Consider the following 20,793-nt stretch of genomic DNA (forward strand, 5'->3'; position numbering starts at 1 on the left):
TGCCCGGCGAGCGCGGCGCCGGGCTGCCAACGCCAGGGGATCCCTCCGCGAGTAGCGCGGGGTCCGTGGCGACACGGGCGGCAACGGCGGACAACTGTTCCGCCGTAATGCCGCCAGGGCGCAGGATGGTGACGGTACCGTCGTCACCGACCTGCACCACCGTGGACTCGACGCCCACCCCGGTGGGGCCGCCGTCCACGATGCCGCCGATGCGGCCATCCAGATCCTCGCGCACATGAGACGCGAGTGTCGGGCTTGGCCGCCCGGAGCGGTTGGCGCTTGGCGCAGCCACAGGGCATGCCGCCGCCGCGATCAACTGCAAGGCCACCGGATGGTCCGGCATGCGCACAGCCACCGTGTCCAGACCAGCGGTGACCCGTGGAGACACCGCCCCCTTCCTAACCGGCAACACCAGCGTTAGCGGTCCCGGCCAAAAAGCCGCCATCAGCGCTTCCGCTGTTTCGTTCACTTCCGTGACCAGCGCATCCAACTGGTCCCGGTGCGCGATATGCACAATCAGTGGATTGTCGGAAGGTCGGCCTTTGGCGACAAATACAGCCTCCACGGCTGCTGTGCTACGCGCATCCGCACCCAGGCCGTAGACCGTCTCGGTCGGAAAGGCTACCGTCTGACCTTGACGAAGGCAGGCTGCCGCAGCCTGCAAGTCGTCGAGCGCCCTTTGATGGGCGCTCCCCTTTTTCACATCCGCTAATTCAATATTACCCAATTCATAATAATGATCAGCGTTCACCAAAACGCGCACATCCCAATTCGCAGTAACCATCTCTGCTGGAGTTCCCTTGTCGTGAGAATCCATGTCATTTCCCATTTCTGAGGTGAATTGCACTTGTTCGTTCTCTCTATTCATATATCCATCATTCCTAAACATCATAATAGGTTGCTTGTGCATGTAAGAAATCCACCTTACACTCCAGGCACATCTCGTTTACTTCGTTTCAATATCCATATTCAATATAAGTAATTATAACATACCTATCCCGCCTCGGATGCCCTTCACGCTTCACTCCACGCATGAGTCTCCCTGTAACTTCGCCACCCATTCATATCAAAAGGGCAGCTCCCTAAATCGAAGTCGCCCTTAATCATAGTATAAATACGTTGTTATGCGAACAAACTTGTTACCCAACTCCACAGTTTCACAGCCATATCCCATAGAAAGAATCTTGCCTCCGGTGTATCTCCCTGTACAGATGCCTCGGCATCTCCAGGTTCAGCCGCTGCGGCCGATACGGTCGAAGGTTTTGCCAGTGCATCCCCGGTCCCTGCATCAATGAAACACAGCGGCGGGAACAACACACACCACCAGTTCTGCCCTTTGCCCTCGCCCAGCGTGATCCGAACCGCTTCATAATCTCCCGCAGGATAGACGGTGCCCCCATATAATTTGGTCGGGAAGGGAACAGAACCCAGCTCCACCTGATAGGCATAATGCAAGCCACGACTCGTTAGCTCTTCTCCGACTCTATTTTCAATCTCGGACAAATGCTCACGAATGACCTTGCGCGCTTCATCCAGACTTTGCGGATTCTCCAGTTCAGCTACCCACTCGCCCATCTGAGCAACGACAGCATCCCGAATCTCGCGTTTCACCAATTGATCGCCCGGTGCATCCGAGTTTGCTAGAATACGTAAGCGAATCGATTGTTCAGGAATGGCTGTGGCCGCCACAGCTGCATCCGTTTTCTGACCTTCCCACATCATGATAATCATCATAAGACATACAATAATAAGTCCAACTTGCTTAACAATTCGTCTGTTCATTCTGTTCTCCCCCTCGGCTCTCTGATCACGCGACCTGCAACTCTCTCATGTCTATCAGTATGCCCGGGAGAGACGAAAGTAAACCTAGCATTTGCAATTAATCTACTAGAGTCTTTGCCGACTAACCCTGGCGAATGACTCTCGAATGACCAGTCGATATTCTAAGGAACCAAGGACGTCTTATTCGGCCCAAAGGTCTTCTTTTGAAATTTTAAGAAACACGAGACACGTTATTCCCCAAAATCATCTGATCAACACGCTGCAAAAGGCTGTTTATGCTGATATAACGTGTCTCAGATTCTTTAGCTTTCTCCACGCACTTCAAATCCCCGAATAAGACGTGTCAGGTTCGTTAGCGCCGCTCACCAACATGTTAAAAAGGCTGATCTGCACCTGGTTACAGGGCAAATCAACCTCTTCATTTCTCCGAACAATGAACAATTCCGTTAAACGCTATACCGCTTTACTTTTTCACTACACCAACTCAACAGTTACACAGCACTTTTCTCTTTCTTGAGCATATTCCATAAACGTTCCGACACCCGGGGTGGCTGCTCCCCGGTGAGAAGTTCATCCTCCTCTTCCTGTCCATACAACTTAATGCTCATGACCACCCCAATACAAGCCATATTAATGAGCAAAGAGGTGCCACCGTAACTGATGAAAGGTAACGTAATCCCTGTGAGCGGCATCAGTCCGAGGAATGCCCCTACATTCTCGAACACCTGATACAACAACATTCCGATAATACCTACAATGATGACCGGTCCCGCGCGATCTCTGCAACTCAGAGCAATCAGCACCATACGGTGGATCAGAATAAAGTACAGCAGAATCAATACGGATGCACCGACAAAGCCAAACTCCTCTGCGATCACGACAAAAATGGAATCAGAATACGTATAGGGAACTCGTCCACTCTGAACGGATGTTCCTTGCAAATATCCTTTGCCGATGATGCCCCCTGAACCGATGGCTAAACCAGCATTTTTTGTATGCCAGGAGGCTTTGGATGTAGCCTTTTCCGGTACAAGCCAGGGATCAATTCGCTCGGCCCAATGCTCCCGTTTTACCTTTTCAAGAAATGTAAAAACTTCATCATGGTAGAACGTATAGGCTTTAACAAAGCCAAAAAACGCCACGCCTACAATCGCCAGCGCAATCAATGCGTGCTTCAGCCTCATATTGCCGATCCAGAATACCGCAGCCAGAATCACCACGTACCCCAGCGCATTTCCCAAATCATTCTGAGCCATAACCAGGGCAAACGGAATAAACGCCCAGCAACCAATCGGCACAATATCTCTCCAAAATTTCAGCGTACCCCGTTGTCTCTTCACAATCAAATGGGCGAGGAACAGAATTAGAATCATCTTGAACAGCTCTGCCGGTTGAAAAGAAAAATTGTCGCCCAGCTTCAGCCAGCCATTGGCGTTATTGATCGAACTTCCTAGGACATTGGCCAGAATCAGCAGTATAATCCCCAACCCATACAAATAAAACGCATATTTCACGTATAACTTGTAATTCACAAGCCCGATCACAAGCACCGCAACGAACCCGGCCACATAGAAATAAATTGTTTTGACATGGTGATTCGCCAAGTTGGCATCTGTCTGCGTTCCGCTGTAAATCGCAAATACACTAATAATCATAAGCAACAGCATTACAAAGAGAATCACACCATCCATCTTTTTCAACATTCTCAACATGACTCCGTCCATCCCCCTGAAATCTAGTAATCTATGATTTCCAATTGAACTCAATATTACCATTGTATATAATTGGATAATAAAATGGAAATCTGGATCTTTTCAGGATGACTATTCAACCATTCAACGGCCTGTCTCCCACACTAAAAACAATAAAAACCCCAAAACATCCACCCCAATGTGACTTGGGCTGATCTGTTCCAGGGTTCTATAGTTATCTAGCTTATATACATAAATCTGACGTGCTAGTTCACGGTTTGATTCGAGAGCGTTATTGCTCTTGCTGGGATGGCTTGCGTCTCAGTACTTTCATCACCAGATCGGTAATACTCGGTTGTTCCGAAGAGCCGAGAATATCCTCGTTCTCTTCCGTGTGAACCTTGATACTCATCACAATCCCCATACTGATCATGTTGAGCATAATGGAGGTACCGCCCGAACTGATAAATGGCAGCGTGATCCCTGTCAGTGGCATCAGACCAATGAATGGGCCAATATTAACAAAGATCTGGTAGAGCAGCATCGCTATAATACCTACAATTAGATATGGTCCCGCACGATCCTTACACTCCAGTGCAATCAGCACCAGCCTGTGTATCAGGATAAAGTACAGAAGAAGCAATACCGAGGCACCGATGAAACCGAACTCCTCACCAATCTGAACAAAGATGGAGTCAGCGTAGGCCAGCGGCACCCGATTCGACTGAATCGTCGTGCCCTCCATATACCCTTTGCCCGTAATACCGCCAGAACCTATGGCTAGCTTTGCATTGTACGTCTGCCAGAGTACATCTCTTGAAGTCAGCTCTGGTACAAGCCAGGGGTCAAAACGATCCGCCCAGTGCGAACGTCCAATGTCATTCAGAAATTTAACAATCTCATCATGATAATGAATATATGCCTGTGTTCCACCAATAAAAGTAGCCACAGCAATAATAAAACCAATGAGGGCATGCGTGAATTTAATGTTGCCGATCCATAACAGGCCCACAAGAATGACAACATAACTTAACGCATTTCCCAAGTCATTTTGAAGCAATACGAGTAGTAATGGCGGCAGGACGCAGAGTGAGATTGGAATAACATCACGTCCGAAATAGAGCGGACGATTCTTCTTTCGGGCCAAAAAGGCCGACAAAAACACAATCAGACATAGCTTGAACAACTCAGCCGGTTGCAAACTGACCCCGAAGATGGACAGCCAACCTTTTGCACCGTAATACTCTTTACCAAAGAACATTACGAAAATGAGCAGTAACATACCGACGCCATAGATATATAAATAATTTTTGATTATGAATTTATAGTTGATCATCGACATTCCAAAAAAGACGATGAATCCCAAAATATAAAAGATCACTGCACTTTTCGGGAGTCCCTCCAGCTTCGGACGACCAAACGTTGTACTGTAAATCGACAGAATACTGATAACCATCAGAATAACAAGTATAAACACGATAGAATAGTCTATCTTTTTAAATTTGTGCAGCATGTAATTATGTTCCCCCAAGCATTCAGAAATCTTCGGTATATCTCATTGTAGAGGATTTCACGGTAAAAAGAAAACCCGCGGAACCTTACATTTTCGTCACCTGTTCCGAAGTACGAATACCCAGGACATGCCGCTCGATTCCGGCAAGGTCCGGTACAATGAACATTTCCGGCCAATGTCCCGCCGATTCAAGCAGAGCCGCGATGTCGCGAGCCTGCCCCTGGCCCAGCTCAAAACCAATAATCTGCGGCGGCGCAGGCAGCAGCGACAGTTGCTCCAGCATGATACGGTACGGTGCAAGCCCGTCCGGACCGCCGTCCAGTGCCATGCGCGGCTCATGATCGCGCACCTCTTGCTGCAACCCGGCGATATCCGCCGCCGGGATGTATGGTGGGTTGGACACCAGGATGTCCACCCGTGCCCCCGCGAACGGGGCCAGCAGATCGCCTTCACGGAAGTCGATCTGTACCCCGTTCGCAGCCGCGTTCCGCGCGGCCACTTGCAGGGCAGCTGCCGAGAGATCCCCGGCGCCGACCTGCCAACGCGGGCGTAGTGAAGCCATCGTCACTGCGATGGCGCCACTGCCCGTACCAATATCGACGGCGAACGGAGCGCCGTCAGGAAACACGCGGTCGGCTTCGCGCAGCACAGCCTCGACCAACAGCTCGGTCTCCGGCCGCGGAATCAGCACGGCCGGCGTGACCTCGAACGGCAGCCCATAGAATTCCTGGCTACCGATAATGTATTGCGCCGGCTCACCCGCAGCCTTGCGCGTGACGGCGTCCTCCCAGCGGCTGCGATGCTCGCTGGGAAAAAGCTCCGGCTGCATCATGTAGTACGCGGCGCCATAAACGCCGAGTACATGTTCCAGCAGCAGCCGAGCATTGTTTTGCGGCTCGTACACGCCGCACTTCTCCAAAAAAGAGGAAGCCTCCACGAAGGCTTCCCGACAGCTCTGTTCCGGCGTCATGACAAACTGCGCGCGGGTCACAGATTATTCTCCTCTATCCATCAACTCAGTCTGCTGAGCAATCGTCAGTGCAGACAAGATATCTTCAATCTCCCCGTTCATGATCTGATCCAGCTTGTGCATCGTCAGACCGATACGGTGATCCGTCACACGGCTCTGCGGGAAGTTGTACGTACGAATACGCTCACTACGGTCGCCTGTTCCCACTTTACTTTTCCGCTCAACGGAAATCTTCGCTTCCTCTTCCATCCGTTTCATATCGAAGATACGTGTACGCAGAACCTGCAACGCTTTTTCTTTGTTGGAGTTCTGTGATTTTCCATCCTGACATGTCGCAACGATTCCCGTTGGAACGTGCGTTACCCGCACTGCCGATTTTGTGGTATTAACCGATTGTCCACCGGCACCACTGGAACAGAAAGTATCAACACGGATGTCTTTATCGTGAATTTCGATATCAAAATCTTCGGCTTCAGGCATAACCGCAACCGTTGAAGTTGACGTATGAATACGTCCGCCAGACTCGGTTGTTGGAATACGTTGTACACGGTGTGCGCCGCTTTCGTATTTCATTTTGCTGTATGCGCCGCGTCCGTTGATCAGGAAAACAACCTCTTTGAATCCACCGAGATCATTCGTGTTAACGTCCATCAGCTCTACACGCCAGCCCTGTGCATCTGCATAACGAGTGTACATACGGTACAGATCTGCTGCAAACAACGCTGCTTCATCTCCACCAGCTGCTCCGCGAATCTCAACAATAACGTTTTTGTCGTCATTCGGATCTTTCGGCAACATGAGTACACGAATCAATTCATCCAATTCTTTCTGGCGAGTGCTCAGTTCGTCAATTTCCATTTTGACCATTTCGCGCATCTCATCATCCAGTTTTTCGCCCTGCATTTCCTTGGCTGCTTCAAGATCCTCACTTACCTGTTTGTACTCATTGTACGCTTCATAAGTCGGTTGCAGATCGGATTGTTCCTTGGAATATTCACGCAATTTTTTGTTGTCGCTTGCTACATCCGGGTCACACAAAAGCTCGCTCAACTTGTCATAACGGTCGGCTAACGCCTGTAATTTATCCAACATGTATAGTCACCTCACGCATTATTTTGTCCATGCAAATATCGTTTTCAATAAATATTTCAATTCAACATTCATTACATCTATAATCTATATTCCACAACGCACAGGATTCTCACTGAATCCCCTGACCGCAGCATGTATTCACATTCATGTATGATCGACGTATAACCTCGCTACAACGTCATCAAATCCTTTACTTTTAAAGTGATATCAAGAAATCGTGTACCCTGTATGAAACTCGCTTCAGCTCATCGGTTACAGCGCGAATTTTAACGTGGTATACGACTCTTAATTATAGCATATTCTTATGGTTCTGAATAGTAACTGATCGACGCGCAATACAAAAATATTTCTATTTTACATATCTCGGATTGTGCCTTTTCCTTTTATTATATCCACTACGTGCGATCAATCCAGTACTTGTACACAACATATAGCGATCAAAAACATAAAAAGCCCTGTTATCTTCCAAAGAAGATAACAGGGCTGCTATAACCATTTTTTAAACCATAGTGAACGGTTTAGGAATTATACGTTGAAACGGAAGTGCATAACGTCGCCGTCATTTACAACGTACTCTTTACCTTCAAGACGAAGTTGTCCGCGCTCTTTGGCACCGTTCATGGAACCCGCTGCAACCAGATCGTCGTAGGAAACAACTTCTGCACGGATGAATCCGCGCTCGAAATCCGTGTGGATCACACCCGCTGCGCCTGGCGCTTTGGTGCCTTTACGGATCGTCCACGCACGAACTTCCTGCACACCTGCTGTGAAGTATGTGTACAGACCGAGCAATTTGTAAGCTGCTTTGATCAACAGGTTCAGACCGGAATCCTCGATACCGAGTTCTTCCAGGAACATTTGTTTATCTTCGCCTTCCAGCTCGGAGATCTCTTCTTCAACCTTCGCACTGATGGGCACAACTTCTGCATTTTCAGCAGCTGCGAATTCTCTTACTTTTTGCACGTAAGCATTGTTCGCCACGTCGCCGATTTCGCCCTCAGCTACATTGGCTGCGTACAGAACAGGCTTCAGGGTAAGCAAGTGCAGATCGCGGATGATCAGAAGCTCGTCATCTGTAAGTTCCATGCTGCGTGCCGGCTTGTCATCGTACAGAACAGCCTTCACTCTCTCCAGCACTTCTACTTCTTGAGAGGCAGACTTGTTGCCGCCCTTCATGTTTTTCTTGGAGCGATCGATTTTCTTCTCAACACTCTCGATATCGGCCAGGATCAGCTCCAGATTGATGGTCTGGATGTCACTTACCGGGTCAATTTTGCCATCGACGTGTGTGATGTTCTCATCTACAAAGCAACGTACCACGTGTACAATTGCATCTACTTCACGAATGTGGGCAAGGAACTTGTTACCCAGACCTTCGCCTTTGCTCGCACCGCGAACAAGACCAGCGATATCTACAAACTCAAACGCTGTTGGTACTGTTTTCTTAGGTACAACGAGTTCTGTCAATTTGTCCAAACGCTCATCGGGTACTTCAACGATCCCCACGTTAGGGTCAATTGTACAGAACGGATAGTTTGCCGATTCGGCACCTGCTTGTGTAATTGCGTTAAACAATGTAGATTTACCAACGTTCGGCAGACCCACGATTCCAGCTTTCAAAGCCATGTATATGACAACTCCTCATTGATTACTTGTTCGGTATGGATAATCCTATACATTATATATGACAAACCTCAAGGCATCAAGGAACTTCGCCAATTCGACCAGAGTCCCATCCACTATTGGTTTACCCTTTGATTTCCTTGTACATCGTCAGATCCGTTACCTCATATCCCATCTTGCGATACAGGCTGCTCGCCCGCACATTATGTCCAAACACATGCAAACCGATGCGATCCACGCCAAGACTCAAGGCCGTCTGTTCAAGCGCCTCCATCGTCTCTGTTCCATACCCTTTACCGCGGTGTGCTTCTTCAACCACAATGTCTAACAAAAATGCATCTTTGCCACGACGATTATCCGTGATGTTAAACCAGATATACCCCACATTTCCGTCCACAGGATGCACTAGATTGTAGAGATATGCTCCGGGTGTGTTCAAACCTTCTGGCAGATAACGTTCATAAGATTCCTCGGCCAGTTGCTGCGCCTCTTCCTCCGCCCAAGTGCCTGCTTCTACTTTTTCCTGTGCAAAATCCTTAATCGATCGAATGCAAAAACTCGCATAATCTTCCTGATTCATTGGAGAAATTTCCATTTATTCCCCTCCTTATTTTGAGTGATCTTCATTATGTAGGATCCCTGTGCAGTCCTTTTTGCACTGCTAGTATCTTATTGTATCCTGTTCTCCCGCTTGGCGCATGAAGTAATTCTGACGATTTGAACTCCAATTTTCATATGTATCCATTTTATCTATAACTTTTGATCTCCTCCCGTCGTTTATACCTCATAGGAAAGGAGTGCATTATATTGAACACACGTCGCCGATTCTCCAAAAAGAAAATCATTATCTTGTCCGCCATCTTACTCGGAATCATCATCATCGCTTTTATGAGTTTTCTGAATGCAGTCGATCCCTTTCGCCACTTGAGAATCACAATCCACAATCAGTCCGATTATAATCTCACCAATATTCAGACTAGCCTGGCCCAAGGCGACTCGTATAATACCAACGAGAGTGGCTCCACCTACCTGTTCAAAGAGGATATTCCCAGCGGAGCAAAAGTGAAATTCGCTCCACAGCTGAAACTTTCCGGAGAGGGGACCGTCTCCCTAGAGTTTACGGACAGCCGCGGTAAAACCTATAACAAAATGGTTTGCGGTTATACGGAATACTTATCTGGTAACTCCTACGTTACGGTAACCAATGATAATGTCACCGTGAAAGAGGAATGTATGTAAAAGGGTATTATCTAAAAAAATATGCAATCCCCCTTTAGGAAGATTGCATATTCGGCTATCGTCTCTTTTGATATCCACTAAGCGAACCACTCTTTCATTGGCGTCATCTGCTGTAAATCGCTGTTTTCTATCCCATTAACGTGTGTAGGATTCGTTAGATTCCTAACTAACGCCTAAATCGCCAAATAAGATCTTACAGGTTCGTTAGCGCACCTTGCTACATCAGACTCAGCGAATACGCCGCTCACAAGTCAAGGCTGTTCAACAAGACGTAATCTCTGGTTTTATCTACCGCCGTTCCACCAGTCGCTCCGTCTGTTTCAAATCTTCAATCCGACCTGCGCCAATGCCGAACATCACGGTACGCAACTCGAATTCGACCTGTTCCAGCCGCTCATTCAGCGCATCATCCGAAGCGACCGCGGATTCGAGTAGAGATCGGCCAAAACCAGCCAAGTCCGCACCGAGCGCGAGGGCTTTGGCTGCGTCCACGCCTGTGTACAGTCCGCCACTGCCAATTAAAGCACCCGCGGGATTCAGCGCTCGCACTTCCTGAATACACTCCGATGTGGGAATGCCCCAGTCCGCAAAAGCTTCAGCTGCCGCCCGGCGTACCGGGTTGTTGTTACGATACTTCTCTACCTGCACCCAGCTTGTACCACCAGCACCAGCTACATCGATAAATGCGACACCCGCTTCATATAGGCGTTGAGCCGTCAAGCCATCGATGCCAAAGCCTACTTCTTTTACGCCAACAGGCACATCTAACTCACGACACAAGTTTTCAATCCGTTGAAATAATCCACTGAAGTTGGTATTGCCTTCGGGCTGAAAAACTTCCTGCAACGTGTTCAGGTGAAGCACGAGCATGTCCGCACCCGCAATATCTACCGCACGTTGGAAATCAGCTGTGGTGAACCCATAGTTCAGCTGCACTGCACCCAGGTTGGCAATGACCGGGATGTCCAATGCCCAGCGCCGCACATCGAAGGTACTTGCCAGTTCTGGCTGTTCCACGGCAGCCCGTATTGAACCTACGCCGAGCGCCCAGCCTCTGGCGTTCGCTACACGGGCGAGGCGCTCATTGATGGCGCCCGTTGTTTTGCTTCCACCCGTCATCGAACTGATGAGCAAGGGTGTGCGTACTTTTTTGCCAATAAACGAAGTCTCCAGATGCACCTCTTCAAAATCCAGCTCCGGCAGTGGGTGATGACGAAACGCATACCGCTCCATACCGCTGGTTACCCCTTCTCCTGCCACATTCTCCTCAAGACAGAGGCGCACGTGTTCCAGCTTCCGTTCTCCCGTAGCCACTTCGGGAAGCAGCCGTTCGCCGGCTCGCTCTTGTTCATTCATGATGAGACCTCCTATGTGAGAATCGTGCGGATCGACAGGATAACCTGCCCGTTCCTTGCTTCTATGTATATACGTCTTTTGCAAAAGACAAAAACATCAATCCTATGAGCATTACAAATTAACTCTATCCAGTATAACGTTCCAATCCACCTATTGAAAGGATGCCCCGACCTCAAATGTCTTAAATCTCGGAGCACCACTATCTTGTGCCTACTTAGCTCAAAATTTCCGATGCCAGTTGCTCACCAACAAGCTGTCCGGACAATGTAACAATCGGAGTTCCCCCTCCAGGGTGGGTGGTACCGCCGACGTACCAAAGTCCTTGGACATCTTTGCTTCTGTTGCCTGGTCGCATGAAGGTCTGCTTTACGGAGTTGGACGAGATGCCGTAGATCGATCCTTGATGCGCCAAAGTATCCCGTTCGATATCTCGCGGTGTGTATCGGATCAGCACATCGGATTGGTTCAGCCCGGTAATCCCTCGCACCGCTAACTGTTCCAATACAAACTCCCCGTAACGTTCCGTCTGCTGCTCCCAATTCCATGAATCTGACAAGTAGGGGGCATTAACCAGAATGAACAGATTACTGGCTCCCGCTGGGGCCATGCCCGCTTCGGAATAACCGGAATAACAGATGTAGATCGTGGGATCTTCGGGCATTTTACGGTCACGGAAAATATGGTTGAACTCCGGTTCATACCGTTCCGGGAAAAAGACGGTATGGTGCAGCAGTGCATCATATTGCTTTTGCACACCTGCCAGCGTCACAAATCCCGAGATGGATGGCTCATACTTCCGTATGCGGGTATCGCTCATCTCTTTCCGGTGTTCCGGTGCGAGCAGCAGTCGATTCACGCTAAGCACATCTCCATTGGCAACCACCTGATCGGCTTCACGGAAGCCTTGATCCGTATCCACGCCTGCCACTTTGCCATTCTGGATAACAATCTGCCGGACCTCTATGCCGGTAATGATCTGCACGCCTTTTTCCTGTGCCAACCGAGTCATGCCTTCGATTAGTTGATAGGTTCCACCTTTAACTCCGTAGATGCCCACTTCTGCTTCCACATGACCCATCATGGCAAAGATCGAAGGTGATTGATACGGCGATGATCCCACATAGGTTGCGTACCGCCCGAACATAGCCAGCGTATGCGGATGCTGGAAATACGACCGCAGCAGCTTATCCAGCTTCACCGTTGGCCGCACGCGGAGCAGACTGCGCAGCATCTGAAGATTGTATTTGTCAGAAGGAGACAGCAAGAGCTTACCGAGAAAATGACGATTGGCTTCCGCATACAGTGCAGCAGACTCATCCATAAACGCATCATAACGAGCCGCATCCTCCGGACTGTACGCTGTGATCTGCTCTTTCATCCACCCGCGATTGCCTGACAAATCTACTACCGTGCCATCTGCAAATACATTACGCGTACGCGGTTCTAATTCATATAACTGTACGTAATCTTCCATCGCTACACCTGCATGGTCGAAGACGGATCGAAAGGTCGATGGCATCGTGATCGTGCTCGGTCCCCGGTCAAAATGATACCCGTCCCGCACAATCTGCTGCAGCTTGCCACCTACATGTTCCTGCCGTTCCAGAATGGTCACCTGCACACCTTGTGAGGCCAGGCGTATCGCACACGACAGACCTCCGAATCCCGCACCTACAATAATGACGTTACCTCTCAACTGTACCGCCTACCTTTCCATACATACCCCTTGCCGGAGCGGCCTGCCTGCCAGGAAGCAAGTCCGATGGCAATGACACAGGCCATGCTGACCGATTGCAGAAGGGCAAGCCACCAGGGTTGTCCGCCAGCATGATCCGCTACTCTTTTCACAGCCATACCTAATAAAGTTCCTATTAATCCATACAGAATGGACATCGAACTACCCATAAGGAGTCCAATAATCAAGCCCAGCGGAGGCACAATATACATCAGTGTATACATCAACATCGTGCCCAGCAGCAGTACGTCTTTGCGACCCATACCTTCGTACATGTTTTTCTTGTATCCATTCCATACTTCTGCACCGTTCTGATACATGCGGGTATTCGTTACGTCATGCACGTCAGTCAGCATCACCGGATGACCTGCACGCTTGACCGCCTTGGCTAGACTCATGTCATCTACCAGATGGGCCTGAATGGCAGCATGACCACCGGATACTTCGTAACTGGAGCGATGAATCAGCAAAAAAGCCCCCGTAGCGGCCACAAACATCGGACTGGATGATCTACGTATCATAAAAATGGGCAGATGACTGATAATGGTAAAGACCATCATCGGTACGACAAGCTTCTCCATCCACGTCTTTGTTACCTGATAAGGAAAACCGGTTACCAACCCGCCCCCTTGCTCACACCCTGCTGCCAGAGTCTGCCGAATGGCACTTGGCTCGAGACGAACATCCGCATCCACGAACATATACCATTCTCCTTCGGCCTCCTGAACCAGCCTGTGACACGCATGGGATTTCCCCATCCAGCCCTCGGGAAGATCAACGCCTTGCAGCAGTCGCACACGTGCATCACGCTCCGCGATTGCCTGGACCATGGCCGCTGTCTCATCTTCAGAGCGATCATCCAGCACCAATACTTCCATCCGGAATCCCGTTGTATCACTCGCGAGCACACTTTCAAGACATCCTTCGATATGTAGTCTTTCATTTCTGGCCGGAATCAGCACCGAGACCAGCAGGTCCGGTGGTTGTATCTTATCTGCTCGGAATGAACGTACTTTGGGCAGACAGGAGACGTTCCATAGAGCGAACAACAGTTGTATTCCCAATATACATGTAAGCACCATCCAGAAGATTTCAGATGTATTCATCCTAACGGTTCACCCGCTTTCGCGTGGCATCGTATTTTTCACTTGTCGAACGTACATGACGAATCAGCGGAAGCGCATCTGGCAAACTTCCCTGCCCCAGCTGAACAAGCTCTGATCTGTGATCGTCTAACTGCCGTTCCAGCACATGGCCAAGTCTGGAGGCAATCTCTTCACTCTTCCATGCCTTCCAGTCTTCCATTACAGGCGGGCCTGCCAGCATCGAGATTTCCGGTAGATCATGCTGAACCATTCCATGGCACAAGGTTACCGGTACGGCAATGGCATTCGTAGAGCGACGAAGCAATAGTCCGATGCCTGGACGGAACCGAATCGGTCTCGCCTCCTGATGCAATATTTCTCCTTGCGGAAATATCCAGACTCTTTTGCCCGAATCCAGCAGTTCACTGGTGTACTGTAGAGAGGTCCGAATACCGGACGCACTCTCTTTATTGATTGAATACGCACCTAGTTTACGAAAAAAAGCATATTGCTGGAGCTGTTGCTCCTCCATCATCACATAATGGTCTCCCCGCGATGTCTTCCTGGCCGCATGATAGAGCAGCAGACCATCCCACCAGGAGCTGTGGTTCATGAAGTAGATCACCGGACGATTAGGATCAATCGGGGAGTTGTCCCTGATATCAACCTGCGGGTCCAGTGACCCCGATAGCGTGAATGAGCGGAAGCGCCGACGCAGCAGATAATAGTGATTGTATAAGGCAAAAATCCGATTAAACGGTTTTGATTTTACGGCGCGAATCATAGAGCCAGCTCCCTTCGGCAAGAAGCACACCAGCAATGGCGATGATAAAGCTGCCTGTAATCCCTTCCTTTAGAGCAAGTAGGCCGAACAGAAGAATAAACAGCTGATACAGCCATTTTGCACGTAGCAATGAGCTACGGTCATTAGGCATGGCCGGAAGGAAGAGGGACAGGAATGCACCCATGATAAACCAGCTTATGTAATTGGTCCACGGGACACCGTAGAATCCACCCGGAGCCTGCCACTCCCAAAATCCTCTCGCATGCGCAACTGGGTCGAGTACCAGATCGAGCACAATCGCCCAGAACCCGGTCTTCACTGCTCGAAGCAATCTGCCAGTCCAAGTTGAACCCCCGCCACTTAACAGCGCCGAGTTACCCACCACTGCGATCCAGGCGAAACCCAGTGTAACTGGCACACTGAACAGATGAATCCCGAAGAAGTCTGAGTAAGCATACTCACCAAAGGGCCAATGCGTATGCACTCCTACCCACTCTACGCCCATACCTCCAAGCCAGATAATTACAGAGGATATCCAGAGTCCGGGTTTCAGCCAGATGACTGACTGGTCGGACAGACCTGTCCGATTACGCCGCTGATAGATCAGATCCAGCACATACAACGCATAGAAGATTAAGAATAGACCATTGGAGAAGGACAATACATCCGGCACGCCGATCGTCAGCATTAAGGTTGCTCCAATGACATACCACGCCCAGTAAAGCCACTGGATCATCAGGATACCGCCGTTCGGGAGGCTTGATAGGCCAGCATTGGGTAACGTTTTACAATCGCACCCAGCATCTCCAGTTTCAACTCATCACTAACGTATGCCCGTTTGGTATATACGTCATAGTCGTTGCGCTCAACCGCGTGTAGAATGGTGGAGTAGAAGGCTGCTGCCAGCTCGATGGAAAACGCACTTTCCGTTGGGTACGTATCCAGACGATCCATGCCAATACGGAACCAGTTCAATGCTGCCGCTTTTAATTCATGAACAATGGCAATAAAACGTTCGTCCACGATTCCGTCTTCAAAGTCCTGCTCGGTGTAACCATGCTTCTCCATGATCTCCAGCGGAACATATCGGCGCACTCTGGCACGATCTTCACCAACATCCCGAATAATATTAACGATCTGCATCCCTTTACCCAAGGCAATCCCATTCACGGCTACTTCTGCGCCGTTATCATCCCGCAGTACAGGCAACAACATCTCACCTACGGTTCCGGCTACCAGATAACAATAATGCTCCAGTTCCTGCATCGTTGTATAATGCGTTACTTTAAGATCTGTGAGCTGCCCTTCCATCTGTCGGAAGAATGGTCCCTTATCCAGATGAGGGAAACTGCTGAACAACCATCTCAGTGCTGGCCAGATAAAGTGTCCTTCCGCATCGTCTAGCCGATCAAACAAATCATGAATTTCGTGAATCGTATAGGGTGAATGTTCCGGCTCGTCTACACTGTCATCAATCATGCGGCAGAAGGCATAAATGACATATACCGCTTCACGGCGCGGACTTGGCAGACCTCTAAAAGCCTGATAAAAAGATGAAGAACCCTTTTGCATCAACTCTTCACACCTGTTTAAAATTGCTTCATTCATGTTCCCATCTCCTTCATAAGTTGATTGACAGCCATACGTGCACTCTGCATCACAATTGGCACTCCGCCTCCAGGATGTACAGATGCTCCTGCGGCATATAATCCCTTTATATTCGGGAATGGTTTGGGTTGCGGTCGATATACACCGGACTGGAACAATACTGGCGCAATTCCAAAGCTTCCGCCCCCATAGAGCCCGTCTCGCTCAGCGTCAGCGGGTGTACGTACCTTTTTCCACTTGATCGCTGCACGAAGTCCCGGGAATCCTCGTTGCTCTGCTTCTTCCAGTACCCGTTCTGCCAAAGCTTCGCTCTCCTGATCCCAATCGACACCTTCGGCATCGGGTACCGGAATGAGGAAATATAATACACTCTGTCCTTGAGGCGCTGCTGTCTCATCCAATGCGACCGGATTAAATACGTAAAATGACGACTTTGCCGGAATACGCCGCTGATTGAACACTTCCTGTAAACTGCCTTCAAGACTCGGTGGCAAGAAAAACTGGTGTGTCGTCGTATCTTCCCAGGTTTTGTCCACGCCCACATAGAGCAATACACATCCGGAAGAGGGACGATACGGCTTTCTTTTGCGCACTACCTCTGGTGCTTGACCAAGCAAACCTGATAAATGGGGGAAATCACCATTGTAGATAACTGCATCCACATTTTCTGCTCCTGCTGCCGTTTCTATACCTTCACATACACCATTTTTAATGGTGAGCCCGGTAACTTCCGAATTCAGCACGACACGTCCACCTCGAGCTATCAGTTCCTGTTCCAGAATGGCCGGCAATGCTGCATATCCGCCTTTGACCATCCAGATCCCATATTCATGCTCTGCATAGGGAAGCAGGGAATAGATGCCTGGCGTCCCGAACGGGGATCCACCGATGTATAGACTTTGTAGCGAGTACGCGTCGAGCAATTCCTCATGCTGAAAATAATCGCCTACCGCTTTCCGGACACTTTTGTGTGCACGCAATCTGCCCATGAGTGACATGAGAGAGGGTGTGAAGAAATCCCTTTTGCGCGGAAAAGCCCTTTCCAGAAACGCTGCCCGGCCTGCCGGAAACAACGTATCCATATCTTTCATGAATCTTGTGAATCCCCGGCTCTCTCCCGGGAACAAGCGTTCAATCTCCGCCGTCTGTTCTTCACGTGAGGTCATCTTGGTCATGACACGACCACTGTGGTAATGCACTCTGTATAGCGGATCACAGCGAAGCAGCTCAATCTTCGAACGATCTACGCCCGCCTCCTCCAATATGCCAAGTAACATCTCCGGCAAAAGCACAATGGTTGGTCCCTGATCGATCCGATACTCCCCATCCTGCTCATATCCAATACGTCCGCCAACGCGGGAACCCCGTTCATACACGGTGACATCCCACCCTTGGCGATTCAACAACAATGCCGAAGTAAGTCCACCAATTCCTGCCCCTACAATGGCGGCCCGTTTCATGAGTGCCCTCCGGCTTCTGCCGTCTTCACGTAAGAGGATGGCTTGGAACTTGTTCTGGCATCCTCTTCCTGGATCAGCCTCACGCTGATTCGAGCCGACTCAAAGATCGTTGGCAATCCGCTGCCCGGATGTGTCCCGCCGCCTACCAGCCATACACTTTTTAACTCTTCAAACTGGTTGTGGGGGCGCAGGTACATCATCTGACCCAAATTATGTGCCATATTAAATGTTGCTCCGCGATACACATCCAGTTCATTCTCCCAATCGAGTGGAGTGAAAAGCATACATTCTTCAATCCGGCTGCGAATGTCGGCCAGCTCAGGAATGCCTTCCATGCGTTTCATCATGGCCTCCTGTACATTCTCACGTTCTGCTTCCCAATCGATATCTGCGGTAAGGTTAGGCGTAGGCATCAGAACATATAAAGCAGATTTTCCTTCCGGTGCCAGCGTCGAATCGAGTCTGGAAGGGTTATGAATATATAGAGATGGGTCGGCTGATAACATTTTGTGCTTCGTAATCTCATCAACGTTCAACCGGTAGTCCTCGGGAAAATAGATCGAGTGATGCGGCATATCCACTTCACCATCAACACCCAGGTACAGCATCGCTGTAGAGCAGGAGTACTTTTTGCGCTTCATTTTCTCAGGGGTATATTTCTTAAGTACGCCCGGTTCGAACAGATGGTTCACCGCATGTGCGAAGTCAGCGTTCACTACCACATGATCCGCTTCGATGCGTTCACCGTTCTCCAGCAACACACCTTCTGCACGACCATTGCGAACGATGACCTGTTTCACCGGGGTGGAAGTATGTATTCGCCCTCCGTATTCTTCCACAACATCAGCCATGGCCTGGAAGATTCGATTCACACCGCCAATGGGGTGGAACAATCCGTAGTGATGCTCGATGAACGATAGTATGGTAAAGGTACCCGGACAATCCCAGGCAGACATGCCAAGGTATTTGGATTGGAATGTAAATGCCCAGCGTAAACGCTCATCGGTAAAATAGCGGGACAAGATCCCATAGACCGTGTTGTGGACATCAAGCTTAGGTAGAGCGGTTACCGCATCTTTTCGTAAATAGTCCGTCAGCTTGCCAAATGGACGACGGAGCAAAGGCATGACTTTGCCAAATTTCACTTCTTCTTCTTGCATGAACCGAAGGTAATTGTCCTCATTGCCCGGGAATAATTCCTTAATCTGTGCAGCTGTATCTTCCCGATTACGAGAAGGTGTGAACACCTTGTCACCAAAGTTCAGTGCGTACAGTGGGGTTAACTCTTTCATATGCACATAATCGGATAACTTGCGCCCCACCACGTCGAACATCTCTTCAATCAGCTGAGGCATCATCAAAAATGTAGCGCCCCGGTCGAATCGATATTCACCCAGTTCCAATCTGGCAGAACGCCCCCCGATGACTGGCTGTTTCTCATATACATCTACTTCGTACCCCTGACCGGACAATAACATCGCTGCTGCAAGTCCACCCGGACCCGCGCCAATAACAGCTGCACGTTTGCGTTGTTGATTCGGTATCATGCCACTCACCTCTCTATGTAGGGAATTCCTATAGTTCTCTAGCCCCTAACCTATTATTAAACCGCCCAAGAACACTTCAAGCGGGTAACAGCAAAAACATTATACAAATATAATACAAATATTATACGACCTTGTAAACTAAAATATGACCAACGGGTCAAATTACGAGGATACTCCATTTATAAACGCAAAAAACATCCCTTGATCACTTTCGTCAAAGGATGTCCTGTATACAATAACCTATTCATATTTTACGAGATTATGTTAATTATTAGCCTGTCCGAAACTCACACCAGATGGCCGATCCGCTAGATATTCACGCTCTATCCATGACTGCCAATCTGCTGAATCCTCTGGCATGATCCATTGCGGGTAACGAGCATGTTCTGCACGTTCATAGCCCTTCCCACCCAATACAAAGCGAATATGCGGGAACTCGTTTTTAATTCTGTCGATAAGCTGATCACACCGTTCAAGAAGCCCCGGACTTGTGATCGAGAGGCAGACCAACTTGATCTTTTGCTCCCGGATAATCGGGAAAATGCCTTCTTCTGGCGTGTTCGCACCGAGATACAGTACTTCAGCTCCATTTTTCCGCATAAAAAGAGAGAACAGCAGCAATCCAACCTGATGGTGCTCCCCTTCCGGACACAACGCCAGAACTTTGGGCAGATGCGGATAGATCGGGAACAGATGGAAAAACTGATAAAACCGCTGTGAAATCAGCTGAGTCATGAAGTGTTCCTGAGCCACCGAAGCCCTGCCTTGCTCCCATGCATCTCCAACTCGAACCAGGATAGGCACCAGCACGTGATAGAACATCGAGTCGTACCCGTACATGGTGAAACCAAAATCAATCAGACCATTAGCACGTTCACCCTGAAAGTTGTAGAGCGAGTCATAGATCTGATCTGCCATGCGTGCGTAGGCTTCTTCCATCGTAGGCACCGGAGCCATGATCGGAATATGTACAGCCTCCTCGGGTGCGTTCAATTTGTTTAGTTTTAACATCCGTACCGCTTCCGAGATATTGGTCTGATGTACTTCTACCTGTTCTTTCAACCAGCGCAGATCCGCAACATTCTCTTCGGTATACATTCGATAACCCGATTCTGTCCGCTCAGGGGTGACCGCACTATACCGATTCTCCCAAGCCCGGATTGTTACTGCCCTGATACCGAGCATGGCTGCGACTTGTTTGATGGAATACACCTTATTACCCACTTTCTTTCCTAAATGTCCAGATATCACAGGTTATATCATTGGTTCCCCGTCCTTGTCAGGCATATGAAAACTCTAACGTTCTAC

At 49.3% G+C, this 20,793-nt stretch carries 18 protein-coding genes; 1 reads left to right on the forward strand and 17 read right to left on the reverse strand.

Features of this window, described 5'->3' with window-relative positions; genetic code table 11:
* From MHH93_RS23390 to MHH93_RS23425, 8 genes are all read right to left on the reverse strand, one after another.
* On the reverse strand, positions 1–829 hold an 829-nt coding region (locus MHH93_RS23390; protein ID WP_500056049.1), incomplete at its 3' end, for an L-threonylcarbamoyladenylate synthase.
* A 293-nt stretch (positions 830–1,122) separates the two neighbouring features.
* Positions 1,123–1,782 carry a stage II sporulation protein R gene (gene spoIIR, locus MHH93_RS23395; protein ID WP_500055973.1) on the reverse strand — a complete coding sequence of 220 codons (660 nt, stop codon included), beginning with the start codon at positions 1,780–1,782 and terminating at the stop codon, positions 1,123–1,125.
* A gap of 491 nt (positions 1,783–2,273) precedes the next feature.
* On the reverse strand, positions 2,274–3,494 hold the full coding sequence (locus MHH93_RS23400; protein ID WP_500055974.1) for an FtsW/RodA/SpoVE family cell cycle protein: 1,221 nt from the start codon (positions 3,492–3,494) through the stop codon (positions 2,274–2,276).
* Between the two features lie 271 nt (positions 3,495–3,765).
* The gene (locus MHH93_RS23405; protein WP_091012935.1) at positions 3,766–4,986 is read right to left on the reverse strand and encodes an FtsW/RodA/SpoVE family cell cycle protein; all 1,221 of its coding nucleotides are present in this window, start codon (positions 4,984–4,986) and stop codon (positions 3,766–3,768) included.
* An 85-nt stretch (positions 4,987–5,071) separates the two neighbouring features.
* Complete coding sequence (gene prmC / locus MHH93_RS23410; protein ID WP_500056050.1) at positions 5,072–5,956, reverse strand: peptide chain release factor N(5)-glutamine methyltransferase; 885 nt, start codon at positions 5,954–5,956, stop codon at positions 5,072–5,074.
* Between the two features lie 24 nt (positions 5,957–5,980).
* Entirely contained in the window at positions 5,981–7,048 is a 1,068-nt protein-coding gene (gene prfA, locus MHH93_RS23415; protein ID WP_062836950.1) for a peptide chain release factor 1, read from the reverse strand.
* 525 nt (positions 7,049–7,573) lie between these two features.
* Positions 7,574–8,674: a redox-regulated ATPase YchF gene (gene ychF / locus MHH93_RS23420; RefSeq protein WP_500055975.1), complete on the reverse strand. Its 1,101-nt coding sequence runs from the start codon at positions 8,672–8,674 to the stop codon at positions 7,574–7,576.
* 121 nt (positions 8,675–8,795) lie between these two features.
* Positions 8,796–9,266, reverse strand: a complete 471-nt coding sequence (locus tag MHH93_RS23425) for a GNAT family N-acetyltransferase (protein ID WP_500055976.1) — start codon at positions 9,264–9,266, stop codon at positions 8,796–8,798.
* 212 nt (positions 9,267–9,478) lie between these two features.
* On the opposite strand from MHH93_RS23425, the gene MHH93_RS23430 reads away from it, so the two are divergent.
* Positions 9,479–9,910 carry a hypothetical protein gene (locus tag MHH93_RS23430; protein ID WP_500055977.1) on the forward strand — a complete coding sequence of 144 codons (432 nt, stop codon included), beginning with the start codon at positions 9,479–9,481 and terminating at the stop codon, positions 9,908–9,910.
* A 288-nt stretch (positions 9,911–10,198) separates the two neighbouring features.
* Here the strand turns inward: MHH93_RS23430 and fni are convergent, their stop codons facing one another.
* From fni to MHH93_RS23475, 9 genes are all read right to left on the reverse strand, one after another.
* On the reverse strand, positions 10,199–11,266 hold the full coding sequence (gene fni, locus MHH93_RS23435) for a type 2 isopentenyl-diphosphate Delta-isomerase (RefSeq protein WP_500055978.1): 1,068 nt from the start codon (positions 11,264–11,266) through the stop codon (positions 10,199–10,201).
* A 214-nt stretch (positions 11,267–11,480) separates the two neighbouring features.
* Positions 11,481–12,962, reverse strand: coding sequence for a phytoene desaturase family protein (locus tag MHH93_RS23440; protein ID WP_500055979.1), 1,482 nt, complete (start codon positions 12,960–12,962; stop codon positions 11,481–11,483).
* On the reverse strand, positions 12,959–14,107 hold the full coding sequence (locus MHH93_RS23445) for a glycosyltransferase family 2 protein (protein ID WP_500055980.1): 1,149 nt from the start codon (positions 14,105–14,107) through the stop codon (positions 12,959–12,961). Before MHH93_RS23445 ends, MHH93_RS23440 begins: the two co-directional genes overlap by 4 nt.
* 1 nt (position 14,108) lies before the next feature.
* Positions 14,109–14,870 (reverse strand): lysophospholipid acyltransferase family protein, encoded by a 762-nt coding sequence (locus MHH93_RS23450; protein WP_500055981.1) that lies wholly within the window; start codon positions 14,868–14,870, stop codon positions 14,109–14,111.
* Positions 14,839–15,606 carry a carotenoid biosynthesis protein gene (locus tag MHH93_RS23455; RefSeq protein WP_500055982.1) on the reverse strand — a complete coding sequence of 256 codons (768 nt, stop codon included), beginning with the start codon at positions 15,604–15,606 and terminating at the stop codon, positions 14,839–14,841. Before MHH93_RS23455 ends, MHH93_RS23450 begins: the two co-directional genes overlap by 32 nt.
* The gene (locus MHH93_RS23460) at positions 15,606–16,478 is read right to left on the reverse strand and encodes a phytoene/squalene synthase family protein (protein WP_500055983.1); all 873 of its coding nucleotides are present in this window, start codon (positions 16,476–16,478) and stop codon (positions 15,606–15,608) included. Before MHH93_RS23460 ends, MHH93_RS23455 begins: the two co-directional genes overlap by 1 nt.
* Positions 16,475–17,938 carry a phytoene desaturase family protein gene (locus tag MHH93_RS23465; RefSeq protein ID WP_500055984.1) on the reverse strand — a complete coding sequence of 488 codons (1,464 nt, stop codon included), beginning with the start codon at positions 17,936–17,938 and terminating at the stop codon, positions 16,475–16,477. Before MHH93_RS23465 ends, MHH93_RS23460 begins: the two co-directional genes overlap by 4 nt.
* A complete protein-coding gene (locus tag MHH93_RS23470) occupies positions 17,935–19,485 on the reverse strand; it encodes a phytoene desaturase family protein (protein ID WP_500055985.1) in 1,551 nt (516 codons plus the stop codon). Before MHH93_RS23470 ends, MHH93_RS23465 begins: the two co-directional genes overlap by 4 nt.
* A gap of 264 nt (positions 19,486–19,749) precedes the next feature.
* Positions 19,750–20,697, reverse strand: a complete 948-nt coding sequence (locus MHH93_RS23475; protein ID WP_500055986.1) for a MerR family transcriptional regulator — start codon at positions 20,695–20,697, stop codon at positions 19,750–19,752.
* Positions 20,698–20,793 lie beyond the last annotated feature (96 nt).

Origin of the sequence: Priestia sp. FSL H7-0729, assembly GCF_038005685.1 — a bacterium.
In the GTDB taxonomy this organism is placed as follows: Bacteria; Bacillota; Bacilli; order Paenibacillales; family Paenibacillaceae; genus Paenibacillus.

Excerpts from the sequence above, each read along its gene's own strand:
- prfA (WP_062836950.1), bottom strand. The coding sequence starts at position 7,048 with ATGTTGGATAAATTACAGGCGTTAGCCGACCGTTATGACAAGTTGAGC.
- MHH93_RS23405 (WP_091012935.1), bottom strand. The coding sequence starts at position 4,986 with ATGCTGCACAAATTTAAAAAGATAGACTATTCTATCGTGTTTATACTT.
- MHH93_RS23450 (WP_500055981.1), bottom strand. The coding sequence starts at position 14,870 with ATGATTCGCGCCGTAAAATCAAAACCGTTTAATCGGATTTTTGCCTTA.
- MHH93_RS23400 (WP_500055974.1), bottom strand. The coding sequence starts at position 3,494 with ATGTTGAGAATGTTGAAAAAGATGGATGGTGTGATTCTCTTTGTAATG.
- MHH93_RS23465 (WP_500055984.1), bottom strand. The coding sequence starts at position 17,938 with ATGAAACGGGCCGCCATTGTAGGGGCAGGAATTGGTGGACTTACTTCG.
- fni (WP_500055978.1), bottom strand. The coding sequence starts at position 11,266 with ATGAATGAACAAGAGCGAGCCGGCGAACGGCTGCTTCCCGAAGTGGCT.
- MHH93_RS23460 (WP_500055983.1), bottom strand. The coding sequence starts at position 16,478 with ATGAATGAAGCAATTTTAAACAGGTGTGAAGAGTTGATGCAAAAGGGT.
- MHH93_RS23425 (WP_500055976.1), bottom strand. The coding sequence starts at position 9,266 with ATGGAAATTTCTCCAATGAATCAGGAAGATTATGCGAGTTTTTGCATT.
- prmC (WP_500056050.1), bottom strand. The coding sequence starts at position 5,956 with ATGACGCCGGAACAGAGCTGTCGGGAAGCCTTCGTGGAGGCTTCCTCT.
- MHH93_RS23445 (WP_500055980.1), bottom strand. The coding sequence starts at position 14,107 with ATGAATACATCTGAAATCTTCTGGATGGTGCTTACATGTATATTGGGA.
- spoIIR (WP_500055973.1), bottom strand. The coding sequence starts at position 1,782 with ATGAACAGACGAATTGTTAAGCAAGTTGGACTTATTATTGTATGTCTT.
- MHH93_RS23470 (WP_500055985.1), bottom strand. The coding sequence starts at position 19,485 with ATGATACCGAATCAACAACGCAAACGTGCAGCTGTTATTGGCGCGGGT.
- MHH93_RS23455 (WP_500055982.1), bottom strand. The coding sequence starts at position 15,606 with ATGATCCAGTGGCTTTACTGGGCGTGGTATGTCATTGGAGCAACCTTA.
- ychF (WP_500055975.1), bottom strand. The coding sequence starts at position 8,674 with ATGGCTTTGAAAGCTGGAATCGTGGGTCTGCCGAACGTTGGTAAATCT.